Origin of the sequence: Micrococcus sp. GbtcB5 (genome assembly GCF_019091605.1) — a bacterium.
Taxonomy (GTDB): domain Bacteria; phylum Actinomycetota; class Actinomycetes; order Actinomycetales; family Micrococcaceae; genus Micrococcus; species Micrococcus luteus.
The window spans coordinates 1-232 of sequence record NZ_JAGXJK010000568.1 but is presented as its reverse complement, the minus strand read 5'-3'; the positions used below and the strand labels follow the sequence as shown (position 1 = coordinate 232).

General features: G+C 75.9%; 1 protein-coding gene. It reads right to left on the bottom strand.

Features of this window, described 5'->3' with window-relative positions:
- Positions 1-232, bottom strand: a 232-nt coding sequence (locus KVS67_RS13535) for an acetyl-coenzyme A synthetase N-terminal domain-containing protein (RefSeq protein WP_305799847.1), incomplete at both ends; no start/stop codon positions are given.

The window sequence follows — 232 nt, the reverse complement described above, 5'->3', positions numbered from 1 at the left end:
GCAGCTGTGTGTAGGGGACGGCGCGGGGGTCGCGGGGCCCGCCCTCGAGGTCCGGGGCGACCTTCTCCCCGCGCCCCGCTGCCTCTTGGCGGTCCACGCAGTTCACGGTCACGTTCAGGGTGCCGTCCTCGTACCAGCGGATCTCCGGGCCGCGCTCGGCTGCCGGGTCCGGGGCGGTGAGGGAGCGCGTCCAGGGGGAGGGTCGCTCCCAGCTCAGTCGTCGGCCGGTCGG